Annotated in this window: 23 protein-coding genes; 7 read left to right on the forward strand and 16 right to left on the reverse strand. The window is 56.0% G+C overall.

Going from position 1 to position 15,306, the window contains the following annotated elements; translation table 11 throughout:
* Positions 1-7: 7 nt before the first annotated feature.
* From ACFQT0_RS28575 to ACFQT0_RS28590, 4 genes are all read right to left on the reverse strand, one after another.
* Positions 8-1,090: a hypothetical protein gene (locus tag ACFQT0_RS28575; protein WP_380206689.1), complete on the reverse strand. Its 1,083-nt coding sequence runs from the start codon at positions 1,088-1,090 to the stop codon at positions 8-10.
* On the reverse strand, positions 1,026-1,430 hold the full coding sequence (locus ACFQT0_RS28580) for a DUF4062 domain-containing protein (protein WP_380206457.1): 405 nt from the start codon (positions 1,428-1,430) through the stop codon (positions 1,026-1,028). Before ACFQT0_RS28580 ends, ACFQT0_RS28575 begins: the two co-directional genes overlap by 65 nt.
* A 105-nt stretch (positions 1,431-1,535) precedes the next feature.
* A complete protein-coding gene (locus ACFQT0_RS28585) occupies positions 1,536-2,507 on the reverse strand; it encodes a tyrosine-type recombinase/integrase (protein ID WP_380206690.1) in 972 nt (323 codons plus the stop codon).
* Between the two features lie 66 nt (positions 2,508-2,573).
* Positions 2,574-3,014 (reverse strand): hypothetical protein, encoded by a 441-nt coding sequence (locus ACFQT0_RS28590; protein ID WP_380206462.1) that lies wholly within the window; start codon positions 3,012-3,014, stop codon positions 2,574-2,576.
* 174 nt (positions 3,015-3,188) lie between these two features.
* On the opposite strand from ACFQT0_RS28590, the gene ACFQT0_RS28595 reads away from it, so the two are divergent.
* The 5 genes from ACFQT0_RS28595 (at position 3,189) to ACFQT0_RS28615 (ending at position 6,354) form a co-directional block, all read left to right on the forward strand.
* Complete coding sequence (locus tag ACFQT0_RS28595) at positions 3,189-3,464, forward strand: DUF6922 domain-containing protein (RefSeq protein ID WP_380206464.1); 276 nt, start codon at positions 3,189-3,191, stop codon at positions 3,462-3,464.
* A 2-nt stretch (positions 3,465-3,466) separates the two neighbouring features.
* Entirely contained in the window at positions 3,467-3,889 is a 423-nt protein-coding gene (locus ACFQT0_RS28600; protein WP_380206692.1) for a hypothetical protein, read from the forward strand.
* Between the two features lie 3 nt (positions 3,890-3,892).
* Positions 3,893-4,804 carry a hypothetical protein gene (locus ACFQT0_RS28605; protein ID WP_380206694.1) on the forward strand — a complete coding sequence of 304 codons (912 nt, stop codon included), beginning with the start codon at positions 3,893-3,895 and terminating at the stop codon, positions 4,802-4,804.
* Between the two features lie 60 nt (positions 4,805-4,864).
* Positions 4,865-5,053: a hypothetical protein gene (locus tag ACFQT0_RS28610; RefSeq protein ID WP_380206695.1), complete on the forward strand. Its 189-nt coding sequence runs from the start codon at positions 4,865-4,867 to the stop codon at positions 5,051-5,053.
* Between the two features lie 296 nt (positions 5,054-5,349).
* Positions 5,350-6,354: a Fic/DOC family protein gene (locus ACFQT0_RS28615; RefSeq protein ID WP_380206728.1), complete on the forward strand. Its 1,005-nt coding sequence runs from the start codon at positions 5,350-5,352 to the stop codon at positions 6,352-6,354.
* Between the two features lie 36 nt (positions 6,355-6,390).
* On the opposite strand, the gene ACFQT0_RS28620 is transcribed toward ACFQT0_RS28615, so the two are convergent.
* Both ACFQT0_RS28620 and ACFQT0_RS28625 read right to left on the reverse strand, forming a co-directional pair.
* Positions 6,391-6,942 carry a hypothetical protein gene (locus ACFQT0_RS28620; protein ID WP_380206697.1) on the reverse strand — a complete coding sequence of 184 codons (552 nt, stop codon included), beginning with the start codon at positions 6,940-6,942 and terminating at the stop codon, positions 6,391-6,393.
* 296 nt (positions 6,943-7,238) lie between these two features.
* Positions 7,239-7,409 carry a hypothetical protein gene (locus ACFQT0_RS28625; RefSeq protein ID WP_380206473.1) on the reverse strand — a complete coding sequence of 57 codons (171 nt, stop codon included), beginning with the start codon at positions 7,407-7,409 and terminating at the stop codon, positions 7,239-7,241.
* Positions 7,410-7,622: 213 nt separating this feature from the next.
* On the opposite strand from ACFQT0_RS28625, the gene ACFQT0_RS28630 reads away from it, so the two are divergent.
* Positions 7,623-7,877, forward strand: coding sequence for a hypothetical protein (locus ACFQT0_RS28630; protein WP_380206475.1), 255 nt, complete (start codon positions 7,623-7,625; stop codon positions 7,875-7,877).
* A gap of 5 nt (positions 7,878-7,882) precedes the next feature.
* Here ACFQT0_RS28630 and ACFQT0_RS28635 read toward each other — a convergent pair whose 3' ends face one another.
* Positions 7,883-8,212: a thioredoxin family protein gene (locus tag ACFQT0_RS28635; protein WP_380206477.1), complete on the reverse strand. Its 330-nt coding sequence runs from the start codon at positions 8,210-8,212 to the stop codon at positions 7,883-7,885.
* A 103-nt stretch (positions 8,213-8,315) separates the two neighbouring features.
* On the opposite strand from ACFQT0_RS28635, the gene ACFQT0_RS28640 reads away from it, so the two are divergent.
* Positions 8,316-8,954, forward strand: a complete 639-nt coding sequence (locus tag ACFQT0_RS28640; RefSeq protein ID WP_380206479.1) for a hypothetical protein — start codon at positions 8,316-8,318, stop codon at positions 8,952-8,954.
* A gap of 118 nt (positions 8,955-9,072) precedes the next feature.
* Here the strand turns inward: ACFQT0_RS28640 and ACFQT0_RS28645 are convergent, their stop codons facing one another.
* The 9 genes from ACFQT0_RS28645 to ACFQT0_RS28685 all read right to left on the reverse strand — a co-directional run bounded on the left by ACFQT0_RS28645 (position 9,073) and on the right by ACFQT0_RS28685 (position 15,295).
* Positions 9,073-9,360 (reverse strand): hypothetical protein, encoded by a 288-nt coding sequence (locus ACFQT0_RS28645; protein ID WP_380206481.1) that lies wholly within the window; start codon positions 9,358-9,360, stop codon positions 9,073-9,075.
* Between the two features lie 81 nt (positions 9,361-9,441).
* Positions 9,442-10,560, reverse strand: coding sequence for a conjugative transposon protein TraN (traN, locus tag ACFQT0_RS28650; RefSeq protein ID WP_380206483.1), 1,119 nt, complete (start codon positions 10,558-10,560; stop codon positions 9,442-9,444).
* A 5-nt stretch (positions 10,561-10,565) separates the two neighbouring features.
* The gene (gene traM / locus ACFQT0_RS28655) at positions 10,566-11,528 is read right to left on the reverse strand and encodes a conjugative transposon protein TraM (protein ID WP_380206699.1); all 963 of its coding nucleotides are present in this window, start codon (positions 11,526-11,528) and stop codon (positions 10,566-10,568) included.
* A gap of 249 nt (positions 11,529-11,777) precedes the next feature.
* Positions 11,778-12,392, reverse strand: a complete 615-nt coding sequence (gene traK, locus ACFQT0_RS28660) for a conjugative transposon protein TraK (protein WP_380206701.1) — start codon at positions 12,390-12,392, stop codon at positions 11,778-11,780.
* Between the two features lie 39 nt (positions 12,393-12,431).
* Positions 12,432-12,971, reverse strand: a complete 540-nt coding sequence (locus ACFQT0_RS28665; protein WP_380206703.1) for a hypothetical protein — start codon at positions 12,969-12,971, stop codon at positions 12,432-12,434.
* Complete coding sequence (locus tag ACFQT0_RS28670; protein ID WP_380206705.1) at positions 12,899-13,546, reverse strand: hypothetical protein; 648 nt, start codon at positions 13,544-13,546, stop codon at positions 12,899-12,901. Before ACFQT0_RS28670 ends, ACFQT0_RS28665 begins: the two co-directional genes overlap by 73 nt.
* A gap of 65 nt (positions 13,547-13,611) precedes the next feature.
* Complete coding sequence (locus tag ACFQT0_RS28675) at positions 13,612-13,932, reverse strand: hypothetical protein (RefSeq protein WP_380206497.1); 321 nt, start codon at positions 13,930-13,932, stop codon at positions 13,612-13,614.
* Positions 13,933-13,969: 37 nt separating this feature from the next.
* Positions 13,970-14,617 (reverse strand): hypothetical protein, encoded by a 648-nt coding sequence (locus ACFQT0_RS28680; protein WP_380206499.1) that lies wholly within the window; start codon positions 14,615-14,617, stop codon positions 13,970-13,972.
* Between the two features lie 30 nt (positions 14,618-14,647).
* On the reverse strand, positions 14,648-15,295 hold the full coding sequence (locus tag ACFQT0_RS28685; RefSeq protein ID WP_380206501.1) for a hypothetical protein: 648 nt from the start codon (positions 15,293-15,295) through the stop codon (positions 14,648-14,650).
* Positions 15,296-15,306 lie beyond the last annotated feature (11 nt).

Here is a 15,306-nt window from a genome sequence, read left to right on the forward strand (position 1 = left end):
AATTCTATTAAAAGCCCAAACTATAGGTTTCGCCAGGCTTAACGCTTATCTCTTCTCCTTCAGCGTTTACTTTTCTTTCTTCCGCCTTTCTAGGCGGCAGCCATTTTTGGTCGCTCAGGTAAGGCATTTCGTCAAACGTCACCGCCGAATCGAACTGTAAATGCGGATAGGGCGTGAAGCTGCCGTAGTTCGGCGAAAGGTACCAGGCCCAGCACCGCACATTTTGGTAGACGGCATCGTTGTTTTCCAGCTTCTTCTTGCCTTTCACGTAGTGTTCTGAAAACCGGCTTTTGCGGCGGCCATTGCCATTGGCACTGGTGCAGATGTAAGTGGGATTGATGCAAGCATACCATTTGCCTCCTAGCACCGGAAAGGTGATACGCATTGCAAAGTGGCGGAAGCAAACAATGTGCGGAAGCTGCTTCTCGCCATCCACGAGTTTCTCCTTGCTCCAAATCTGCGTAATGACGTTTCGCTGAGCGTTTTTATTATCGCCCCAGCCAATGGAGACATCCGACATTACCGGCTTGCCACCGAAATAAAACAAGTTCTCTTCGGCCATGTAAGCGACACTCTGAGAAGCCAGCTTGTGACGCACCACGTTGCGGAGAAGGTATTTAAAGACATTCTCTCCGTCGAGGGTTGTGGTTAGGTCGGCTACCGTAATTTCTTCGATTGTGCCGAGGTCAATGATTTTTCGATAAGGGCTCGACACATTCGACAAATCCGAAAAAGTGTAGAGAATATCCCCTTTGACCAGGAAATCAAAGTGTTTGTCGCCGAAGGCATCACCGGCAGCCAATTCCATTGCGCGGGCCGCCACAATGGCTTCTCCTGACCGATAAGACAGCTTCCAACCGGTGCTTTTTGACTGCTTAATAATCTCTTCCCGCTTGTAGTTGATGCGGGCGGTCTGGACACGAGGAGAAAAACGAATGGGCACCAGATTGGAAATGAGCGTTTCCGTCAGGTGGACCTTCTCACGGTTGAGCTTATCAACGAGCGGCGGAAGTGCTTTTTCGATTTCATCTCGCAGGCTCGAAAACATCTTTGGCGGTTTTCCAAAAACGGCCGGCATCAAAATCACCAACACGATTGATGAACTCGTTCTGCTTAATCTCTCGATTTCGAATGTAGGCTAAGTTGAAAACGATGCGAGGCTTTTTCAGCTCGATGGCCTTGAGGTACTCCCATTCAGTGACTGATTTGCCCTCGTATTCCCAGCCATACCGTTCTCCGAGAATGAGAATGTAGATGTCTGACTCTTCCAGCTCCGTCATGCACGCATCAAAGGAGTTGGCGTCCACTGCCGTAAAAGTCTTGTCGGACATTCGGGGCTCGCATTGCGCTGAAATAATCGCCTTCTCAGCCGCGACTCGCTCCTGCATCAAATCATTAATGGTCGAACTAACAAAAACTTTGTATTTCATACAGAAATCAGGACAGCGGATTGATTAGTAAGAACTAATAAATTTAGTCAAAGAATTTGGAAAGGAGCCTTGCTTGGCTAAGCATTCACATTTAATAGCGTCATTCTATAGTCCTAATGATTGCGCCGCATTGTATGCTACCACATCCGAAATGCGGGTATAGCGGCTAATCATCTCGTCGGTTTTCTGCTTAGTCTGGTTCTTGATAAACCCGTTGGATTGACCGTTGAGCACTGCCACGGTGATAAAGGAAGCCCGTAGCGAGTGCGCCGAGTATTCTTCCCCCAGGTGCTGCTTGACCAGGCGGTTCACCCGCACATCGGAAAGGCGCTTATCAGTTGGCACCGCGTCGCCAACAGTCTTTCCTTTCCGCAGCGACACGAACACCGGCCCCGACGTGCGACCCAGGAGCCGCTGCCAGTCCTGAAAGGCCCGCACCGGGCAGAAAAGCGCATTAGCGGCGTAGAAAACGGCTTTGTCTTCCGCTTCGCCGGTCTGGTTGGTTTTGCTTTTGCCCAGGTGCAGCAGTAGAGCGGTTTCGGTCAGTTCGATTTGCTCCAGGTCGAGGGCCACCAACTCCGAACGACGGAACGCGCCGGCAAATCCGAGCAGTAGTAGTGCCCGGTCCCGTAGGCCGGCCGCGGATTCGAGGTCTAGGGCTTTGATGGCATTTTTCAGGTGGGCCACCGTGAAGGCCGGGGCCTGCTTTTGCTTTTTGCCATTCTCGCGGGCAATGCCCTTCATTAATACGTCCAGGGCCGGAGCACCCACCGACGACGGCAGCCCGAGCAGCTGATGCTTCTTATTGATAGCGGCCAAGTGCCGGACGATAGTGGACAATTTGCGGGGCAAGTCGGCCAAGTGGGTAACGTAGCCGGCCAGCGTCGTTACGTGGCCAGGATAGGGCTCCAACTGCTGTTCGGTGCAGTAGGCTTCATACGTGGCCAGGTCGGTAGCATACGCCAAGCGGGTATTATCAGAGCCTTCTAGACCACGAACTAGGTAGCGGTTCACGGCAGTTGGAACCGAGCCCGAAAGGTCGGCCAGGGCCAGCGCCGGCACGGAAGTAGTTACCACCGGCAGATTAGCTTTTTCTCCCTTTTGTTTCATTACTGGTTTTGCAATTGGAAATTAACGGGAACCCTAATTCAATGCTTTAATGTAAGTTGCTAGGCAGTCGTTCTGGTACTTCGAGTAGGATTCTCTGTCAACTTGCAACTCCGGATGGGCATTGAACTCAAGGTCAGCCAACGCCCAGGCACGCTCTTCTCGGGCTAACTCTAATGCAGCATTGCCTTTATTTTCCTTGCCTAGTTTAAGCGGGTCCAAGCAATGCCCTAACTCGTGCATCATATCATAAACCAATTCCTTTCGATTGCCTGATACTGCGCTGCTCTTTATCCACAGGTAGTAAATGCCGTTCGTGTCCTGGGCTTTTGAATAAGTCTCATTCCAGAAGGACGCACCTATGTTCAAATTGCCAGCCTTCCGAAGCAGCTTATCAATTACGTTATCGTATTCTGGAACTTGAATGGTCTGTTGAAATTTCCCGATGTTTCGTTCGAGTTGTAGCAGTGGCAACATGGTACTGTCAGATAGCAGTGGTGAGAAAAAGCAAGCCCGCAAATCTAGCGATAATTTAGGTACGATAACTAACGGTTATCGTACCTAAACCCGACTTTTACGTATATTAGTAGTATGAAGTCAGCCGCTACTTTTCCAAGGACGCTACCCGTTCCCGCGCCGCTGGCCGAGCACTTGCCGACCTTGCTTTGGGACGTGGCCCCGGAGAGCATCGACCCGCTGGCCATGTACAGCACCATCATTGAGCGCGTGATTCAGCGCGGCAGTTCCGATGATTGGGCCGCGATGCTAAGCTACTACGGCCGCGCCGTGGTGCAGCAGGTGGTGACCAGTGCTCCGTACTTATCGGATGCCGCCATTGCCGCCGTGTGCCAGGCGTTCGGCCTCGACAAGTCCCAACTCCGCAGCTTCCAGCGCAAGCAGTCCATCTTGCAAACCTTCAACTCGTAGCCATGAGCCTTTCCCTTAACTCGTCGGCCCTCAAACGCCGGCAGCAGCAGCGGCAGCAGGGCCCGCAAATTCTTAACTTGCCGGCCAATCAGCCGCAGTTATCCATGAGCCAGGCCCTGACTAAAACCGTTATTGCCCAGGACGCGCCCAACGGCAGCGACACCGACCACCTGCTACCCGTCATCGACTTTCTGAAGGCCCAGGGCTACACGCCGGCTACTGGTGATAAGTTCGACTTCAACCGCGATGGGTTGGGCACCTACGGCTTTCAGGAGCCCCTCGACGTGGCATTGTTGCAGGAGCACTTTGTTTTCCCGCCGACCATTAAGCTTTCCGTTGATGGCTTGCACGACACCCGCCACTTTGTGCGGATTGGCCAGGGCAACCCCAGCCCGCCCGCCCGTAAAATGTCCTTTGAAGCCTAGCGAGTGAGCGTAACGATTCCCCCAACCGATACCGCCGCCCGCCAGGCGATGACCGACCAGGGCAACGCCCTTTACCCCGGAGTGGACCAGTGGGAACACCCCAAGAAAGGACTCCCGGCCGGCAAGATGTTGGTGCAGTTCGATTTTCGGGATGCCGACGTGATACGCCAAAGCTCGACCACGGCCAGCGTGTACTTCACCGACGCGGAAACGCTGATGAAGTACCTGACCGAGAAAGACCAGGTGCAGGCGCGGGGCCTGGCCGAAGCGTTGCAGGTTGGCCCCTACCGCCCGGACCCGGACAGCCCCCATCTATATAGCCAGAACGTTGCGCTTTACCAGTTGCAGCGGGAGCTGAAGGCTGAGCAGGTGCAGGTAGCCCAGCCGGCCGAGTTTGGCGAGGGCCTGACCCGGAATAACCTTCATTGGGGCGACGGAGTAGGCAAACAGTATTTTATCGCCATTCCCCGCGACCAGTTTTTAACCGGCGAGAATCCCCTGATGAAGCTTAGCGGCGTGATGCCGTGTATCGACCGGGAACACCGCCTCGACTGGATGAAGCAGGCCGAGCAGCAGAAGCAGCCTGACCAGGGCGTGAAAGAAGCCGTGGCCAAGGTTTTTGAAAGCCGGGTGGAGCAGCTGCTACACGGCACCCCGGCGCAGCAGCAGCGCGGCCGGGAAATTGCCGAGCTGGTGAAGGCCCGCCGCGCCCTCGACACGCCGGCTATGATAGTTCACCCCGACCTTAAAAAGCTACCCTCTCCCCCACTTCCCCCGCTGAAAAGCCCGACCCCGCGCCGAAGCACCGCCGCCGAGGACACCATTTCTAGCCCAATTTCGTATCTTGTATTATGGAAAAGACCCAGTATTTCTCCGACAACGAGCGCACCGAGCAGCAGCGCCGCGACGTGGTAAAGTTCGCCGTAGGTGTGTCCATGAGCCAAAACCGGAATCCCTCGCCGCAGGCTCGTCGCTTTGCAGAACCGCTACATAGCCGGCGAGATTGACTTGGAAGAATTGTCGGCCACGCTCGATGCCACCTACGCGCCGGCACCAGGCCCTGACCCCCTGGCCAAGTACGCGCCCGGCGAAGGCCCCCACGTTGAGCCCAACCCCGAGTACAGCCCGTATCTGCTGTTTGAGGAACGCATTCCGGCCCTCTAACCGCCCCGCGCACGACTGCTGCTATTCCGCTCCGCTTCATAGCTGCAGTAATGCTTACCTCCACGAAGCCCGGCCCCTTGCCGGGCTTTTTGCTACGCGATAATGCCCGACTTATTTACGAACCCGGCCGATGGGTTGCTTTATAATAATGTCCGCGCCACCAGCGAGGGCCAGCTTGACCGCCTCGAAGCCGACTTGTCGATTAAGCGGCTGATGCACGTTCGGGCACAGGTGGGCCTAACGGCCCCCGGCAGCCAGGAGAGCCCGTTTTTGGCCCGGCCTACGCCATTCCACCTATCCCGCTCACTTTCGACGAGCAGCACCTACGGGCCATGCACCGCTACTTGTTCCAGGACGTGTACCCGTGGGCTGGCGAAACCCGCCAGGACCGGGGGTTTCAGGGCTACAAGCCGGCTGCCAACGTGCAGGCCGACCACATGATGACCTACGCCAACCATCGGCGCATTGGTTCCGACGTGGGCGCCCTCAGCGCGCAGCTCACCGCCGAGAACAACCTGAAAGGGCTAACCAAGCCGCAGTTCGTGGAACGGGCCGCCTACTACCTCGACCACTTCAACCACGTTCATACTTTCCGGGAGGGCAACGGCCGCACGATGCAAGCAGTCCTGATGCAGCTAGGCCACCAGGCCGGTTATCGCCTCGACTTCCAGAAAGTGCATAAGGAGTTCAACCTTGCCCGAGATACCGGCCTCGTCGGCGTGTCCGCGAGTACGCACGAGAACCAGACGCGCCTACGCTACTTGCTCGACGCGGCCACCACGGAACTACCCGGCGCAGCAGCCAAAGCCGCCCGCCATCCAAGCCAGGCCCGGCCCCTGAGCGCCCCCACATTGGAGGTTGCCCAGCTAGAGGCCCTGCGCGAGTTGAAGGCCAGCGCCCAGCGCGTAGGCATCCGTCATGCCCAGGAAACCGGCGTGCCCCTGAAGGAAGCCAGCGGAGCAGCGGTAATGTCGCCGTTGCTTACCTACGTGCAGGCCGCCGTGATGACGCGGCCAGCTGCCCTTACTGAGCAAGCCACGCTCGATGACTTGCAGAAACCCTACGTAGTGATTGCCCGCTCGACTGCGCCGCAGTTTTCCGATAAGGCCGTGCTGCTACGCTACTCCCAGGCAGTCGGCCAGGCCGTGCAGGCATTCCGGCCCCAGGCTCGTCCAGCAGCAGCCAGGCGCGACGGTTCAGCAGGCAGTGCCGCCAAACGAACCAAAGGGAGAGACTGCCTTAACCAATCTGTCCACTCCCAAGCAACAAAAAGCCCCCGAGCCGAAGCGTCGAGGGCCTAAATTGTAAGACATGGCCATTGGCCAGTACCTCATTTACTACTGAGCAGCGCCCCACTGGTAGCCGCGACGGTAAGACCAGTCTATTAGTTCCGGGGCGCTGTTCTCGGTGAAGCGGTAACGGCCGTAGGTGAACAGGGCTACCGCAGCTCCGATGCCCCAGCTCCAACCCGCGCCAACGGCCGGCAGCGAGTGCACGACCAGCAGGTGAGCCAGGTAGCCCGGCAGCAGGCAGGCCAGCACGACGCACACCAGGAAAGGCAGCAGCCAGAGCCAGCCCCGACGGTTGAGCAGCGCCACCACAAGCCCTTTCAGCCAGTATAGGCCAGCGTAGGCCAGGAAGCCCACCAGGAGCATACCCATCAGGCGCGGAGCACTGAGCACCGGCCCGAGAAAGTCCATCGGAGCCATGATGATGAAGCCGAGCATGACGAAGGGAGCAGCTACCAGTGCTTCCACCGCCAACCGGGTGCCCAACACGAAAGCCCCTACTATGAGGGTGCCAAGCCCTTGTCCAACCATGCGGGAGGTTTTGGCCGAATACCGTTGCTCGTTGCGGCCTTCCTCGTAACCTTGTTGGTAGTTGGGCATGGCTGGATAGATATAATCGCGCAGAACATATTGCACAGCACCAATCATAGTGACCAGCTAATGTCCTGTGTCATTTACGCAGCCTTGCAGGCTAAAGTTGCTATTCAAGACGCTTATGGTTACTCCTATAGTAGAGCGTTCGCGCCTTTTCTGTAGCAGCTTCCAAAGTGTAACCAGCTTTATCTACCAACTGCTTGGCCAAGCGCGAGGAGCTTAGCTGGTTGGCGTGTCGGAAACTGTATGGTAAATGAGGCCCCAAACCGCTTTTATTAAAAAGCGTCCGACAAGTGCCTGATTTAAGGTTTTTTACTGGTCCAGAGCGTGCTTAACTGCTGTTCGGCCTTCTCGTAGAGGCGTTGTAAGACCTTGTGTTTGCGCAGCAAGGCCACATAGCGCCGCTGCGCGGCCACGGCCAGCCCACCGGTTGCCAGTAAGAGCCCGCATAGAACGACTTCAAGCCACGTCATTGAGTAGTCGATAAACCGGCCCGCTTTAAATAGACGAAGGAGAACGGCCCAGTGAGGGCCGTTCTCCTTCTGCTGCTAGGAAATGGCAACCCACTGCCTAGCAAGTAGTCAAAGATAATGGAAGCTATCCAAAGGGCCGCAACTTTTCCCCGGACTACGCGGTACACCCCCGCATCTGCTCCCAAGCCGGAGCTGGCCACCCAATCGTTTGCCATGAGTTTGTGTGTGTTGTTCGGTTTGCTCATTTGCTGCCTGGCCTTTTTTCGGGAAGGTGTCTGGACCAAATACACCCCGCAGGACGTGGCCCGGTGGCACGCCCAGGGCGACCAGGGACGGAATGAACCGACCTACTACCGCCCCGTTCTGGCGAAAACGTCGGTTTCTGCTTCGGGCGACCTAGTAGAACCGGTCATTTTGCCTCCCCAATCCAAGCAGGCGGAAGGACCCGCCCTGCAAAAAGTCGCGTAAGGCCCCTAATAGGCGTGTTGGTGCAGCGCGTGTAGCATGGCCCGCACTTGCTGTTCGGTGTGCAAGGTGTCGCAATGCAACAAGCGGCCTTGGTCGTAGGAAACGAAAAACGGGGCATTCTGCTGCTGAAGGGATTGCTTGGCTACCGGGTTCTGGTTGGCATTCAGATGCAAGAACGTAATGCCCGCATACGCTTTGTTCGTGGCAAATAACTCAAAAATGGGCCGTAACTGCGCGCAGGTCGCGCAGTGGTCGGCCGTGAACATGGCAATGGCTTTCGGGTGCTCGTGGACGAGTAGTCGCAGGCCCGCGTCGTCGGTTTCTAGAAGACCCATGGAATTACGGGATGGTATGCACAGGTGTACGGCAATGCGCGCTACTCAGTCGGTTCCGACTTTTGCAGGACCATATTGTATGTTTTAAACTTGAATAGCACATATGATGCGTAAAACACTTAACCTAACAAGCGCCCTTATCCTACTTGTATTTTCAGCTTTTGGTCAAACTCAGGATAGAGATTACACGCCAATTCCAGAGTCAGAAATTGAGCGCGGTCTTCATGATATAAACTACATGAGAGCAGTCCTTTTAGAAAAAGGATTTGAAATTGACAGCCAAGAAGAAAAGGATGGGCACTTGCATGAATATTGGCAGATTAAAGGTGCTGATAGTCCATTCGGCGTCATCGTCTTTCAGATTAACGCGAGTTCGCCAGGTCAGGACAAATATGCCTTCTTTCACTATTCAGTACGAAAAGACCTGTTTCCTTCCTATGCCGATAACGTCAAATCGGATATACTCTTAAATCTCCCACTGAAGCGGGTTCAAGATGCTGAGTTGACTACTACTGGTGCGGGTCAATCAGGAATTCCTAGAAAAGTTTATCATCTAATGTATTGCAAATCAGGTAGCCCAATTGAAGCTGAGGTTAACAGTGAGGGAAAGTGGGCCAGTTTTGATTACTCGCTTCCATTGTCTAGTCCTTCTTCAAAGTCCAAAGCAACTCTAGCAAAAAAGCCAGTTGCAAGCGGCATGAAGAAAAGAAGTGTGAGCGCGAGCGTACGAAAGAGCAAATAAATGATAGAAGAATGCCCGGCCAGTCACGGCCGGGCATTACAATGAAACCCGTTCTACGCTTCGCAGGCCTGCTGATGCTCCGCTCCGCTTCGCAACTGCAGGCGTGCTACACTACCGACTACGCGGCCACAACCACGGCTACGTCGAGCACCAGTACCAGGGCAATTAAGCCCACGGCCATATACCAGAACGAGCGCAGCAGCCGGGGATTAAACATGCGCGACGCGGCCAGCAGCGTTAGCAGCATGACGACGTGCGTAGCGATGCCCGGTGCGATGTTGCCCCCAAAAACAAACGTGGCCCCACCGATTAGCGCCAGCATGGCCACCAGCGCATAGTTCGGGGTAGGCTTTTCAAACAGCGAAGCCTTCAATGCTGCCAGGCGAGACGTTTGGGGGCTATTCATGGCCGAGAAAATAAGGAGGTGAAAACCGGACTTATTGAAACGTGCGGGCTTTGAGCAGGTCCGAGTTCGACAGGCTGAGCTTCACGTTGCGCCCTCCCCCTTCTCGTAGACTTCGATAATGAGCTGCTTTTGGTCCGGTATGGTAAACTTCTTAAACACGTAGACTTGTTCCAGCTTGCCCTTTACATCTATCTTTTTCTGGCTGCCATTGTAGACGTAAATAGGCGCAATTTCAATGGCTTGCTCCGCCGTGCGTTTGGCTACTTTCTTATCCTGAATGTAGAATTTCACAAAGTCCACATCATACGTCACGTTCGACTTGTTGCCGACGTGCAGAGGAAAAAACAGCGTTTCTTGCTTGTAGCCGACGCTCCCGCATTTAACGGTGAGTTGGTTGGCGCTCTCGCTGGCCGCCGAGCCGCCCCGCGCCAGGGCCTGCTTGGAATAGGCGTCCAGGTTGCCTTGCCCAATGGGCGAGTTCGATAGAATGGCCTCCCCTGATTCACTGGTTGCCGCCGCCGAGCCGGGCGCTCCAAGGTCCAGGCTGAGCACCTTGGGGTCGGGCTGGTAGTTGGCCGTGAACATATACAGCTTGCCATTCGAGGTGAGCACCGTAATGTTCGTTTCGGGGAAACGAGGCCCAGCGGCTTTCAGCCGCACGATGTTTTCCGCGCTGGCTGCCTTGGCCGCGATAACCCCCGAGTTGCCCAAATCAACATAGGTAACCGGGTAGGGAAAGACCAGGTGGGTCGTTTTCTGGTCGCTCACAAACAAGGGCGTAGTCGGCAGCTTGCCGGCTTCGGCGTTGCCGTTGGCCGTGCCGAGGTCGATACCCGTTACCCGCGGGTTGTGCTGGTAGTTCACCACGAACGAGTAGAGCTTGCCCCCGGATAGGACCGTCATGTTGGTTTCTCCGAAGCCCGCCGCCGCCGCTTTCACGCGCACGATGTTTTCCGAGCCGGTAGCTTTGGCCGCAATCAAGCCGGTGCTCCCCAAATCGACATAAGTAACCGGCTGAGGAAAGACGAGGTGAGTAGTTTTCTGGTCGCTCACATACAGCGCCATCGTGGACATTTTGCTTGCTTCAGTAGCATTGGGCAGCTTCCGATTTTGCGCCAGGGTAGTATTTTGGGCCGCTACACTATATGGCCGGGCCGAGAGAAGCCCCAGGGCCAGGGCCAGGCAGGAAGTCGTTTTCATGGGAATTAATCTTTATCTACTTTGAGCATGATATTGTAGCCAGCTTTGAGGCGCACCTTGACTAGTCGAATCTTGTTTTTGCCGAGATTCTTTGCAGCACTAACCGCCACCCCTGCCGCCGCCATTGCCGGGTCCGCGCTCATTGTCATCATATCGGTTGCATCCATGCCGTTTGCGCCGGCCTGCTTTGCGGCATCCCGCGTGATGGCACCCGGAATGTGCAGCCCTTCCAGTCCGTCCACGTCGTACACTTCCAGGGAAGCAGGAAACACGTTGTTGCCGGATTTTAGCGTTTCAATGGCAATGCTGAGCCGTTCGCCTTGCAGGCTGCACTTGCCATAGATGAAGGTGTTTGCCAGCAGCGAGTGCCCATTAATTACAGCGGGCTCCGTCAGGCGCATTTTCACCAGAGAGCCCGAAACCACTTCCTGCGATTCGTGAATAACAGCCGGCAGCGTGTTGGCATCATTGCCCGACGAGCTGCCATCATCCAGCCCCTGAAAAGAGGCCGTGCGCTTCTTGCCGGTGCCATTCGACCCCAGGCGCGATACTACTGCGTCCTCATCCACGGCCCGCAGCTTGGTAACCGGCTTTTTCTTCACCGGAGCCGCGGCCACCGCCCGAGGTGCACCACCACCACCGGCAGCGTTCGACTGCGCCAGCATCGCCGCCATCTGCGCCTGCGCCCGCGCTTCGGCCAGGTCCCGCTCGTGCTCCGTCCGCATCAGCTCCATTTTTTCCTCCGGGGTGAGGGAGCCCGGGTGGGAGCCAGCCGGGGCAGTAGTGCCAGGTGCGACGCCCCCGTTAAGTTGGGCCTGCTGCGCGGCGATGAGCTGCGCCTGAGCAGCGGCCACCGAGTTATCAACCGAGCCGTTCGGGCCGGCCTTGCCGTCGGCCTGAATGCCGTAGGATAAGCCCGAACCAGTAGCCGTGTCAATCTTGGCATCGACCAGGCCCCGGTTCCGCATAGAATCTACGGGGTTGGCGTAAGCTTCAAGCTTGCTAGTAGTGATATTGCCTTTTTCAGCGCCGGGAAGCTCCGTGTTAAAGCCGGATTCCAGGTTCTGTGCTTCGGCCGGGGCACCTTCGCCCCCCACCCAGGAAGAACATTACCGCCATAAATGGTACGCCTACGATGGGTAGGAACGTCGCCATTTTACGGGTCCGTATAAATTGCGCGTCATGCGGTTTGGTCGGCGTCGCCATATGAATGGGGATTAACGGGGTAGCGTGTTGAGGTCCTTGTTTTGCAGCACCCGCCAGTTTTCCATAAGGAACCCATGAGGGTTATTTTCCGAGCGCGTCACGTCGCGCAGGGAGCACACCGAGATAAAATCCCGGTTTGTTACCGACGTAGCCCGGATGACGCGCTGGTGACCGTAGCAACGGGCCGTGAGAGGCCGCGAGTTGCTGATAACAACGCTATCCACGGTCATTCCCAAGCTGATGTTGGCCGCTATCAAATCGTTGTAAAAGCCCTTCTCTTTGAAGTTCTCATACTGCTTTTTGGCCGAGTTGTCGGCCAGGTACAGTGCCTTGTTTACGTTGCTATCAATGGCCTTTTGGTCGGGGTCCAGCGAGAAGAACAACTCATGAAACCGGGTGACGTGGCTACGGGCCTCGACCGGCCGGTTCGCCCGCGCATCCTGCGCGCCAGCCGTGAGCAGCTGGCCACCCTCCAATACGTAAATGCGATTAGCCGCCGCGTTGGTCGATTGAAAAGCGAAATAGGCAATAGTGCCGGCCAGCAGTAGTACCGCGATGATGAAAATTAAGGCCAGCGTCTTGACTTGCTGAAAAGCAGAGTCGATGGTTTTAAGAGAAGCAAACATGAGGGTGTGGATTTGAGGTTGAGGATAGAGCAGCCCCGTTTAGCTCTTGCTGCGGTTGTTGTAGCGGTCCCGTATTGCCGAGCCCACGCGATGCCCGAAGGCTTCTCCCCGTGTCATGTTTTCCGAGCCAGCCCGGCCAAAAAGACCCTGTCCGGCTCCTACCCCGGCCCCGAGGGCATCCGCGCCGGTCCGCAGGCCCGCGCCACCGGCAGCACCCGCCCCAGCAGCCGTAACGGCCGTGGTGGTGGTGATGAACGAGGTAGCAGCGCTACCCACGCCCGAGCCATCAATCAGCATATCGGCTGCTTTGGGAACGAAGATGTAGCCCACGATTGCCAGCACGAGCATACACAGGTAGGCTATATCGGCAGAGTCGGCGCTACCCCCGGCCTGCAACTGACGAATGTTTTCCGTGAGCATCGTTATCTGTACATGAGCCAGTACCGCCGCATAGATGTTGGCCACCGGCACCCACAGCGAAATCGTGAGGAAGTAGCCGAACCACTTCATAAGCCCGCCCCCGAAGCCGGGGATAATGGCAATGCCGAAGGCCAGCGGGCCAGCCACGCTGAGCAGCACCAGCAGGAAAGTGGAGATAAGGCTAATGGCCAGCTTCGCGGCCAGTGCGCCCAGCTCAGGATAGATTTAGTCCACTCCCGGAAGTTCTGGCCGACGCTATACTGAACCTGATTGAACGCCAGGCTGGCCTTGCGGCCCACGTCCAGCGCCCCAAGCTGGCCTAGCTGCTTCTCGTATTCCTCGTTAATGGCCATATCCGACTTGGCTTTAGCGTCGGCCGCTAATTGGTCCCGCTGAGCTGTAAGCTGGTTCACTTGCGTGAGTTGAGCCATCCGTATTGAATCCGTACCGTGGGCCACTGCCATTGTGATGCCCCGCAGCGCTCCGCACAGCGGCACGAACAGCAGAATGGCCATGCCGATAGCGAAGGGCCGGAGCAGGGGAAATAAGTCGATAGGTTCAGCCCGAGCGATGTTGCCCCACACTTTGCTGCTGATGAACAACAGGGCACCTACGCCACCAATGGCGCGGCCCAGGTTAATAAACAGGGCGGTAAACGTGAGCATTTCCGTGTAAATGGCTTCGAGCTTTTGCTCATACACAGCCATGTTCAAATCAATAGCGGTTGGGTCCATTGGAAAGGAAGGGAATCAGATTGAGGGCAGGGGGAGCTGGTAGAGCTGGTAAACTGTCTATTTATCTACTTTGGAATATTCACCTGAACCTGACACCAGCAGATGATTTTTTCTTCTAGGTAGATAATGTCAATGGCTCCCATTCCGGTATTTACGCTGAGCTTATGGTTGTCCTTATCGTAGGTGAGCGGGACTTCTTTTTTGCCTTCAAGCAGCGTCAGATTCTCGCCCCGCTGTTGGATAGTCATATGCGGCCGAGTTGGGGTATCAACTGACTGCCATTCACCCATAAACTTGTCTGTTCCACCGGCAGAGGAACACGAGGTAATGGCGAACATTGCAGTAGCGGCAACTACACTGAGCAACTGATTGAGCTTGCTTTTCATAAGTCGAAAGTGGAAGTGAAAGGAAAGTATGACTGCCCTAGCGGGCAGTCATAAAGGCATTCATGGATTCGCGGTCCTGCACCTGTTGGGCCTGATGCTGCGCGATGGCGCGGCACTTGTTGCTGAAGTAGTTCATCAAGTTGTGCTGCTTGGTGATGCGGTCCGCGATGTTGTCGATGAACTCGATACGCTCCGGGTCCGTCATCTTCGATTGGCCGGCGCTCATCACGCCGGCCAACTCCCCAAGCAGGGCGATGTTCTCCGTCAGGATGCCTTGGTACACCGTTGTAGCTTCGGTGATTTGCGCGGGCGTGAGCTGCTTGGTTCGCAGTTCCGGGATAGCACTAGAGAATTCACTAATCATCTCGCTTTGATGCGTGTAAATCTCTCGTACCCGGCGATAATTGCGAACCCCGGCGCTGATTTGAAGCAGGCTGCTATACCATTGGTCATGCAGGGCCTGCGTCTTGTCGATAACGCCCTTAATCTGGCCGCTTACTTTCGTCATGTCGTTGGCCAGGGCCTTGCCTTGCCCCAGCAGCGTAGTAGAAACGCCCTGGTGGACAATCTGCTTACGGGATTGGCCTTCTGCAATCGGGGCCGAGATAACGGCCGGCATCTGCGCATAAGCCGGGCCGGCGAGTAGGGCCAGGCCCAGGGCGAGAAACTTGGTGCTTGCGTTCATGGCAGAGTGTATCAAAAGTGAGAAGTGGGACTAGCGGGCACCCATCAAAGCGTTGAGGGATTGCGTGTCTCGTGCCTTTTGCTCCGCCATGTTCATCTGCACCATGTTGCGTTGCGTGTAGTACTGAATCAAGCCCAACTGGTCAGATATTTTCGTGTCCAACTTGTCGATGAATCGCATCCGTTCGGCATCCGTCATCTTGAGCATAGCCGGGCTGACGATGGTTTGCAGGTCTGAAAGCGTATTGGCGCTTTCCGTCAGCATTTTGGTATACACGCTGGTCATCGTCGAGAGCTGTTCCGGCTTCACAAAGGGCGATTGCCGCAGCGTTTCGATAGCAGTTGAATAGGTCTGGATGATGCGGCCCTGCTTTTCAAACACCGACTGAACACGGCGGTAGTTGCGAACGGCGTTACTGATTTGCAGCAGGCCATCGTACCAGGTCTTGGCCAGCATCATATTCTTTTCCGAGAATACTTTGGTCAGCTCCTGCTCTTTGACGCCGGCTTTCACCAGCACGTTAGCCGCCGAGGAAAGGCCCTTCATCGTGTTTTGCAGCCCGGTTTGAACGCCCGACTGTACTTCCAGCACCGGGGCCGTTACCACGAGTTGCGCCGAAGCTTTGCCGATGCTGAGGGCCAGAAAAGCCAGGCCCAGGATGGTTACTTTCGTTTTCATGATTTCCCCCT

This window comes from Hymenobacter humi, from assembly GCF_042665855.1.
Classification (GTDB): domain Bacteria; phylum Bacteroidota; class Bacteroidia; order Cytophagales; family Hymenobacteraceae; genus Hymenobacter; species Hymenobacter humi.

Coding starts and splice junctions, on each gene's coding strand:
- ACFQT0_RS28630 (WP_380206475.1), top strand. CDS start 7,623: ATGAGTTTGTGTGTGTTGTTCGGTTTGCTCATTTGCTGCCTGGCCTTT.
- ACFQT0_RS28640 (WP_380206479.1), top strand. CDS start 8,316: ATGATGCGTAAAACACTTAACCTAACAAGCGCCCTTATCCTACTTGTA.
- traK (WP_380206701.1), bottom strand. CDS start 12,392: ATGTTTGCTTCTCTTAAAACCATCGACTCTGCTTTTCAGCAAGTCAAG.
- ACFQT0_RS28675 (WP_380206497.1), bottom strand. CDS start 13,932: ATGAAAAGCAAGCTCAATCAGTTGCTCAGTGTAGTTGCCGCTACTGCA.
- ACFQT0_RS28670 (WP_380206705.1), bottom strand. CDS start 13,546: ATGGACCCAACCGCTATTGATTTGAACATGGCTGTGTATGAGCAAAAG.
- ACFQT0_RS28645 (WP_380206481.1), bottom strand. CDS start 9,360: ATGAATAGCCCCCAAACGTCTCGCCTGGCAGCATTGAAGGCTTCGCTG.
- ACFQT0_RS28635 (WP_380206477.1), bottom strand. CDS start 8,212: ATGGGTCTTCTAGAAACCGACGACGCGGGCCTGCGACTACTCGTCCAC.
- traM (WP_380206699.1), bottom strand. CDS start 11,528: ATGCGGAACCGGGGCCTGGTCGATGCCAAGATTGACACGGCTACTGGT.
- ACFQT0_RS28600 (WP_380206692.1), top strand. CDS start 3,467: ATGAGCCTTTCCCTTAACTCGTCGGCCCTCAAACGCCGGCAGCAGCAG.
- ACFQT0_RS28625 (WP_380206473.1), bottom strand. CDS start 7,409: ATGACGTGGCTTGAAGTCGTTCTATGCGGGCTCTTACTGGCAACCGGT.
- ACFQT0_RS28580 (WP_380206457.1), bottom strand. CDS start 1,430: ATGAAATACAAAGTTTTTGTTAGTTCGACCATTAATGATTTGATGCAG.
- traN (WP_380206483.1), bottom strand. CDS start 10,560: ATGAAAACGACTTCCTGCCTGGCCCTGGCCCTGGGGCTTCTCTCGGCC.
- ACFQT0_RS28590 (WP_380206462.1), bottom strand. CDS start 3,014: ATGTTGCCACTGCTACAACTCGAACGAAACATCGGGAAATTTCAACAG.
- ACFQT0_RS28685 (WP_380206501.1), bottom strand. CDS start 15,295: ATGAAAACGAAAGTAACCATCCTGGGCCTGGCTTTTCTGGCCCTCAGC.
- ACFQT0_RS28680 (WP_380206499.1), bottom strand. CDS start 14,617: ATGAACGCAAGCACCAAGTTTCTCGCCCTGGGCCTGGCCCTACTCGCC.
- ACFQT0_RS28620 (WP_380206697.1), bottom strand. CDS start 6,942: ATGCCCAACTACCAACAAGGTTACGAGGAAGGCCGCAACGAGCAACGG.